Source organism: Enterovibrio norvegicus, assembly GCF_002876705.1.
GTDB classification, from domain to species: domain Bacteria; phylum Pseudomonadota; class Gammaproteobacteria; order Enterobacterales; family Vibrionaceae; genus Enterovibrio; species Enterovibrio norvegicus_B.
Map to the genome: position 1 here is coordinate 24,955 of NZ_MDAG01000019.1, position 7,688 is coordinate 32,642.

The window sequence follows — 7,688 nt, forward strand, 5'->3', positions numbered from 1 at the left end:
AAAACAATGTGTTGGGCTTGTTTTAAGGTAAAACTAGAGGCGGTGTATCGAGTAATCATTTATTGATTTCAAATCACACTCAATCAATAAAAGTGCAAATGATTGTTTTTAAAGGAATTAATAACGTATTGCTCTCGAGTTATTGATGTGGAATTTGTTCAAGTTACTGAGGATATGAGGTAAAATGAGCGCAATGTTAGAATTTGGGATAGCCCAGTTCGTAAAGGAAAAAAAATGAATCCGCACTCATTGCCTAAGAAAAGAGAGCTTGGAGCTTACTATACACCACCCGAGCTAAGCCAAATTCTTGTAGATTGGGCGATAACAAGACCAGAAGAAACGATTTTAGAGCCTAGTTTTGGAGGGTGTGGTTTTTTCGATAGCTGTATCAAGCGATTGCAGGCCATAAACTGTGGCTCTCCAGATCAACAACTTTATGGTGTTGATATCGATAAACACGCTTTTGATATTTTGAGTCAGAAATTTGGGCGTGTTGTTGATACAAAAAAGCGCTTTATTAAAAGTGACTTTATTTCGGTTCAACCTGAAGATTTTTTGACTCACAAATTTGATGTTGTGCTTGGCAATCCTCCTTATGTTTCAATGCACAATATGACAAAAGAGCAGCGTGAGTCTTGTGACAAGATTTTGCAAGCTTCTCCTTTCTCTGATGTAACTATGGGTCGTAATGCCAGCTTATGGGCATTTTTCTTATTACATAGCCTGTCGTTTATTAAAGAAGGCGGTCGAGTTGCTTGGGTTTTACCAAGTAGCTTGCTACATGCTGACTATGCGAAGAACCTCATCGATATCCATCAGAAGCACTTCAAGTGCTTAAAGATTATTAAATTAGCAGAGCGCTTTTTTAGAAGCGAAGGGGCTAAAGAAACATCAATTATTCTTATTGCTGATGGTTTTAGTTCAGCTAAAATCAACAATGGCGGTGTTTCTGTCGATTACGTTGATACATTAGAAGAGTTAACGTTGAGTCTGACTGAGGATGTTACAAATACCGCTTTCAACTTCGGAAAGTATAAGCTTGATCTACTGCCTCAATGTGTAAAAGAAGTGTATGAATCTTTATCTTCAAAAAGATACGCACATCCACTTAGCAAGTACTTAGACATAAAAATAGGTATGGTTACTGGTGCCAACAAGTACTTTATCATCGACAAAAAAACAGTAGATAAATTCAAACTTCCAGAAGAATGCTTGAGGCCAGTAGTAGGGCGTTTCCCTTCATTTATTGGAGTAAAACATTCTGTTCAAAGGCAGAGAGCTATCCAAAAAAACAACCAACGGGCTTACTTGGTGCATGCAACGCCGGAACAGATGCAGGACATATCTAGCCCTGTAAGTCAGTACTTGTCACAGATCACAGCTAAAGAGATTGAAGATAATCGCACTTTTAAAAAGCGACCTCATTGGTTTTCTCCTGATGATAATATAATCTCTGACGCGTTTATGTCTTATATGATTCACCTTGGCCCAAGAATGGTGATTAATCAGGGAAAGATTAACTGCACCAACTCAATACACAAAATCTTCTTTCGTGATAGAAGTATGAGTGCAGATAAAAGGCTAGCCATTACTGTGTCACTACTTTCTAGTTATTCACAACTTTCTGCTGAATTAGAAGGACGAGCATACAGTTCTGGTGTGCTGAAGATCGAGCCGAGTGCAGGTAGAAAAATTGAAATCCTATTAACGAATGAATGTGTAAGTGAGCTTAAACGTGCTGTACCTGAGATAGAAAAGCATATTAAAAATAATTTAATGGACGAGGTTACGACTATCGTTGATAGCATTCTTATAAAGAATAATCTCGTAACAAGAGAACAATGTATTCAGTTGGTTAAAGGCGCTCATTTTTTAAGAAGAGAGCGCTATAAAGGTGTTAGAAAGGCTAACTGAAGTTAGTCTTTCTATTAATTTAAACGATGTATGGGTGTTCTTCGAGATGTACTAGAAAGTCGGTCTAAAAGTGTTTCATAGTATGGCTTAAGCCATATTCTTTCACTTTCTATAACGTGTTTATTCCAGCCGCTATCATTTATAACTCCGACACCACCAAGTGCGAACTCTTTAAGCATAAAGTCGAACAACATTATAATGTCATAAGGTTGTTGCGGTAATCTCGGGTGGTCGATTGGCGAAAATAGTTTGTAATGCACGTTATCTATTTCTAGATACTTAGGCTCAAAGTTACCACCATATTGAAGGTGGAACTTTGGCTTGCTGATATCATCATTTTTAGTATCGACATCGAAATGAAAGCGTCGAAGGATATGATATCCGTTCTCTATTGGATAATTATCCCACCCTTCAGGAATTGCTGCACATTCTTCTGTATGTTCCAGCATTAGGTTTAATACTAAACACTGCTCTATAATTATACCGTTCTGAAATTTAACCGTACCACCAAGAGATACATAAAACTTTCTCCCACCGCCTTTGGGGTTGTTATATTGGAAGATGATATTTGGATTGATCGAAATATCTTCCACTAAAGCCCGACGTTTTCGGGTTACTCTTCCTAACTTAGTATGTAAGTCGCTGAAAAAATGGTATAGCTGATCGTTTCTTGTTTGTGGAAGCTCTGCATACCTTTGTACTACAAATGCAGAAAAGTTCTTGAGGGCTTTTAAGTAATCATTTGTGAATGTTTGGTCGATGGTGTACACGCTACTCAACCTCAATAATACGTGGGTTTCGAAAGAATGGTTCTTGCGGAAGAGCGTCGTTAAACTCAGAGCATGCTACGTGTACTGGTAGAAGTTCGTTTTCTTGATCTTTTACTATGCCTAAACCATCAGGGAACCGCTCTTCACATTTAGCACATAGTGAAAAATCTTTCTTGTCTTGTGCTTTAAGTAACTTTGACGCAGCCTCTTTAAAAGGAAGAGTTCTTAGATAACCTTCGGCATTTTGAGGATCTTCCATAGTATAAATTTTATCCTCTAATAGGCAGCTCCACCAACGGCTATTAAATGATTGACTAAAAATCCCTGTATACAATGAGTCGTTGAATTGTTCTGAAATTCTATCAAAGTACTCGGTGCTGACGCCTAACATAGTTGCAGCGCCTACTTTACTAACAAGCGGACCTTCCTTTCTGAGTAAAGAGTGTGCCAGCCATTTAAATAACCTTAAGTTTTGACTACTTACTATCTCTTTTTCCGGAATTTGACCAACAACGTCGTTATCCGAACTTTTGTTTAGGATTTTTGGCTCAATCATTACCTCTATATCTTCTTCAATTTCTTCAGGACAGCCAATGAGTTCCAAAAAATTTTCAAGGTTATCGCAGGATTTCAGTGAGGTATGGCTTTCTATTTCTGCTTTAAATACAGCATGGTTCTCAATAAGTTCATCTTTTATAAATAACTCAAAATCACCGATTTGATTAGTAGATGCTCCATTTACTGAAATTAAGTAAATAGGTGTATTTTGTGTGTATGAATCGATGAGAGAATATAATGAAGTGCCAGTGTTGAAGATGCTTCTCGATTTATCAAAGAGATAATCAACAATAATCAAGTCATATTCTTGTGCTGAAACCTTAGTTAGTTCCCCTTCTAAATCATCCGGAGTAGGTTCAATCATTTTATATTTAATACCCTCCCGAAGATCTAGAATATCTAGGAGCTCTTTTCGCGGGTAGGATTTTTCGTTAGCTTTGTCATCAATAACTAGAATTTTCATATTAGTTTCCGATTGTTATTTGCACTTGAGCATCCCAAGTAGGATCTGGCTCGACAAACTTAACATTACCATTGTGCTTCTTAAGAATATTTTTGACAATGTTTAAGCCTAACCCCGAGCCTTTACCTAGGTTGCTTAGTTTTTCATCACCTAGCTTTGATGAGACGGAGTTGTATAAATTCCCTTCAGGGTCATAAGTTTTTGCTTCAAATACTTTTTCCCAGTGCTCTTTTTTCAAGCCAATCCCATTATCTTTAACTGTAATGTAGTGCAAATTACCATTTTTGGTTACAGATACTTTAATAAGTCGCATTTCTGAATCACTCGCAATTAGTGATTTGACACTGTTAGAAATAAGATTAATGAGAACGGAATATGCTTCTGCAGGGTTTAGTTTAGGAACGCCCAAAACCGCACTAACATGATCAAACTCTAACTCGATATCGTATTGTTTTAAAAAGAACCTAAAGCCAGTTTGGATACGACCGAATAGGTTTCGATAGGTGATTTTTTTCGCTGACTTATTGGTGGAGTCTGAGAAAACTTCAAATAAATCAAATAAGTCATTGAATGAATTTTTATATTCGTCGGCACTCCTCGCCATAGTGAAAAGTTCCGCTCTAATTTCAGTATTCTTAATCTTATTCGCTATTAGCTTAAGTTGAGCTGACTGGCTTGTTAGAGTCTGGGCAATACCTTTAACTTCATGTGCAAAAACAAAAAGCAGCGGGGCTGTTGCTGACACTGCACGCAAAAGTTCTGATTCAGCCTCGAGTTCCCTATATTCTGAACGTAGATATTGTTGCGCGTTGTTCTTTTTTGTTTTGCTTTCCTGAGATATTAGATTAGAGTTTGTCCACTCAGTCGAAGAACTTGTGGGACCTATAGGTTCAGGAGTAGTAGTTTTATCTCCAGCAGGTAAAGGTGTTACATTCGGTGATTCTGATTTTTCACGTGGTTTATCAGTCGCAGCTGTAGAGTCACTAATTTCTGAGGCTAGATTTTCACTTTCTTCGCTTCCTTCTTCTGACCAGAGAGTGTTAATAGCTTTATTGATTCGACTTTCAGTGCTCTCAAATTTATTACCTACAGATTCTTCAAATGCTTTAACGACTTTCTCATGTCGTTTTTTACGGCTTTGTATAAGCCACGCTTCATAGTTTATAGTAACCCAATCTAATGACATCCGAATTGCTTTTCTAAGGCTTTGAAAATTTTCATTTTCAACAAGGCCTTCGCGGTCCATTTTGACTTGAAATGCATTAACAGCTTCACCTTCAATAATGACATCGCCGATCAGTGAACGTGTACCAGGATGGTTGAGCATTGCACGATTTGGAATTTCAATTCCCATGTTTGAAGCTAGGTCTTGTAATTCAACAAAATCACTTGTACCTCGACGACGTGAAATATCGTGTGCAATACGTAACCAGTCGTCACCTTCATTTACTTCACCATATGGATATACCCTGAACCCATTTAGGTACAGTTTTATCCCTGAGTGGATATCAGTAACGTCTTTTAAAACTGAGCGAGTCAAAAGAGTAGTGTCTCTAAGGTTTTCAATACCATCTCGACTTTTTAGTGGAATAATGTAGATAGTGAAAGATACACCTCCTAATGGAATAAACTGTTTTCCAGCATATGAATAGGTTTGCTTTTCAGAGTCTTTGCTTTCTAACTCAAAAGCAATCGCACCATGTTTGTTTATTGTTCCAGTAACAGTTCCCCAGCCAGAATTAAGAAGTTTTTCATCAGCTTTAAATGACGCTTTGCCGATCAGGTTCTCAAATTCGGGAGCGCTAATAGATGCGTTAAACCCAGGGTCTTCTGTAAAGCCTAAGCGCTTGGTTGGAGCTGCTATAGATATTAAGGTGATGCTTTTTAATATCATTTTAAAGTCACGTTCAGTGATTCGTTCACGTAACCGTTTTAGTTTTAGAGTAGTACCCGCAGAGCCTTCATTAGATGTGAAACTATGGTATCTGCACTTCACGTTAGATAAACGTTTCCCTGGTGAAAAATCATCCCAATCAAATTGAATAATGGTATGCTCAAAACCGTCAGATGTTTCTGCACATGTTATTAGTTCTAGGTGCTCAGCTAATCTTTGACATGCAAAGCGGCCAATCCCTTTATTCCCAGTTACTGGGCGGCCAAAATCCTTACTTACCGGTTTGGCTCTCTTATTACTAGTACCGATAGTCATCCAATGACTTTCTACAGTCTTGAAAGTCATTCCATGACCTTTATCTTCTATGATTAATTCCGAATTATCGAGATCGTAATGAGAGACTTCATAAAGAGATACATCGACAATAGGGCTATCAGCATCGTAAGCATTCTTGATTAGTTCTGAAATTCCAATATGATTTCGACTTACAAGCCTTTCACCTAGCTCAGTGATCAATTGTGCATCAACATCAAAAGTCAGCGAGTCATTTCTTTCATTAAATTTGTCTATCACGACTTAATCTCCGCTCTCATTATGCAGAAAGTGTTTGTTTGCTAACGTGAGGATGGTCCCTGCAATCCCTATACTTTGAAATAGAGATTTAGTATAAAGAACGCTGTTATTCATATTCCCAAACAATAGTTGGCCTGTTGCTTCTGAATAAGATTGCTCTTTCAGGTGCATATCAATTCGACCTTGTACAACTATGTTTACTCTGTCACGTGCCCACATAGGCTTTAAAATAGACTTTTCTGAATCATCGATTACAAAATACATACGTAGATGTGTGAAAACGAGCCAACATTGTTGTGTCTCACTTTTGAAAATCTTTAAGGCATCTGCTTTTTCTAATTGTTCATCATCACTGAATCTATCAAAGCTCTGTATGGACTCAATAATTCGTTCTTTTTTGTTAAAGTTTGAACGACCCAATAAAAAATTAAGCATAAATTACTCCGTAGGAACTTTTTCAGTTGAGATGTCTTTACTAGAAGCTGCAAGTAAACGAGGTAGGACCAGTGGCCAGCCAACACCCACAAAAATACAGGCTGTGCGACTTATTTCAAAAATACCAGCTCCCGCTCCAAATAATCCAGCAATGCCAGCGCCAAGGCCCCAAAGGAATATGATGAAGAATGTTTTATAGCCTGCATACGAAAGTTTAAGGGTGCTTGGTCTACACGCGCCCTTCGTAGCACAAAAATCCAAAAGAACGATTAATAAGCCATATACGCTAGAGACTATAGCGAACTCGATAACCGTGTATTTTTCATGAGTGCTATCTCCTAAAAAGGCAAGATCCAAGGCTTTGATAATAAAGTCCAATTACTTCTTCTCCATGCTTAACGCTGAATGTTGTTTAGTGAGAGTCGGACGCCCATATCGACTAGGTGCGCGCCGCTTACTACTTGGCGAACTTCTTTATCGACAATGAATGTAGTCCCATCGTGTTCGATGCCCATCATATATAAACCACACTTTGATGGACTAAAAGGCTCGTTTCAATGCCTATGAAATATTTAGTGATATATAGAATATCATTATGATCTCATATCAAGTAGCTCTAAATCCGTATTTTATAACTTGCAACAGTTACTTACGACTTTGAGGTTATTTATTAAATACACAGGTTAGTGAACTACTGGGACACACACTTTTAGACAACAGCCAAATCACCCTCAAACAACATTCTTCAATTCACGGCATTAAGGTAGCAACATCTCACCCTTTCGTCATTGGCAGAAAAACTTGACGAATTTACAGAGAGTTGGCAAATAACAGAGATGCAAAAACCACCAATACGGTGGGAATTCGATGATGGAAGGTATCTATTGAGGTGTTAGCCATCGGGTATCCGAAACCCACACAGCCTGTTGCGACCTAGCAACGGCAAGGCAACCTTAATGGACGATTCTGTGCCAATCATGCTGCCCTTTTCAGTGAACTACTGGGACACACACTTTTAGACAACAGCCAAATCACCCTCAAACAACATTCTTCAATTCACAGCATTAAGGTAGCAACATCT

At 38.1% G+C, this 7,688-nt stretch carries 6 protein-coding genes; 1 reads left to right on the plus strand and 5 read right to left on the minus strand.

Going from position 1 to position 7,688, the window contains the following annotated elements:
- The first annotated feature begins 234 nt into the window (after positions 1-234).
- On the plus strand, positions 235-1,914 hold the full coding sequence (locus BCT27_RS12345; RefSeq protein ID WP_102395929.1) for an N-6 DNA methylase: 1,680 nt from the start codon (positions 235-237) through the stop codon (positions 1,912-1,914).
- Positions 1,915-1,928: 14 nt separating this feature from the next.
- Here BCT27_RS12345 and BCT27_RS12350 read toward each other — a convergent pair whose 3' ends face one another.
- Genes BCT27_RS12350 through BCT27_RS12370 form a run of 5 tightly spaced genes read right to left on the minus strand, consistent with a single transcriptional unit; the run spans position 1,929 to position 6,985 of the window.
- Entirely contained in the window at positions 1,929-2,684 is a 756-nt protein-coding gene (locus BCT27_RS12350; RefSeq protein WP_102395930.1) for a hypothetical protein, read from the minus strand.
- A 1-nt stretch (position 2,685) separates the two neighbouring features.
- Complete coding sequence (locus BCT27_RS12355) at positions 2,686-3,705, minus strand: hypothetical protein (protein WP_102395931.1); 1,020 nt, start codon at positions 3,703-3,705, stop codon at positions 2,686-2,688.
- A 1-nt stretch (position 3,706) separates the two neighbouring features.
- A complete protein-coding gene (locus BCT27_RS12360) occupies positions 3,707-6,172 on the minus strand; it encodes an ATP-binding protein (protein WP_102395932.1) in 2,466 nt (821 codons plus the stop codon).
- Between the two features lie 3 nt (positions 6,173-6,175).
- Positions 6,176-6,607 (minus strand): hypothetical protein, encoded by a 432-nt coding sequence (locus BCT27_RS12365; RefSeq protein WP_102395933.1) that lies wholly within the window; start codon positions 6,605-6,607, stop codon positions 6,176-6,178.
- Between the two features lie 3 nt (positions 6,608-6,610).
- Positions 6,611-6,985, minus strand: coding sequence for a hypothetical protein (locus BCT27_RS12370; protein WP_102395934.1), 375 nt, complete (start codon positions 6,983-6,985; stop codon positions 6,611-6,613).
- Positions 6,986-7,688 lie beyond the last annotated feature (703 nt).

Bases quoted from the DNA above. Each gene is read 5' to 3' on its own strand.
- BCT27_RS12345 (WP_102395929.1), top strand. From the start codon at position 235: ATGAATCCGCACTCATTGCCTAAGAAAAGAGAGCTTGGAGCTTACTAT.
- BCT27_RS12355 (WP_102395931.1), bottom strand. From the start codon at position 3,705: ATGAAAATTCTAGTTATTGATGACAAAGCTAACGAAAAATCCTACCCG.
- BCT27_RS12365 (WP_102395933.1), bottom strand. From the start codon at position 6,607: ATGCTTAATTTTTTATTGGGTCGTTCAAACTTTAACAAAAAAGAACGA.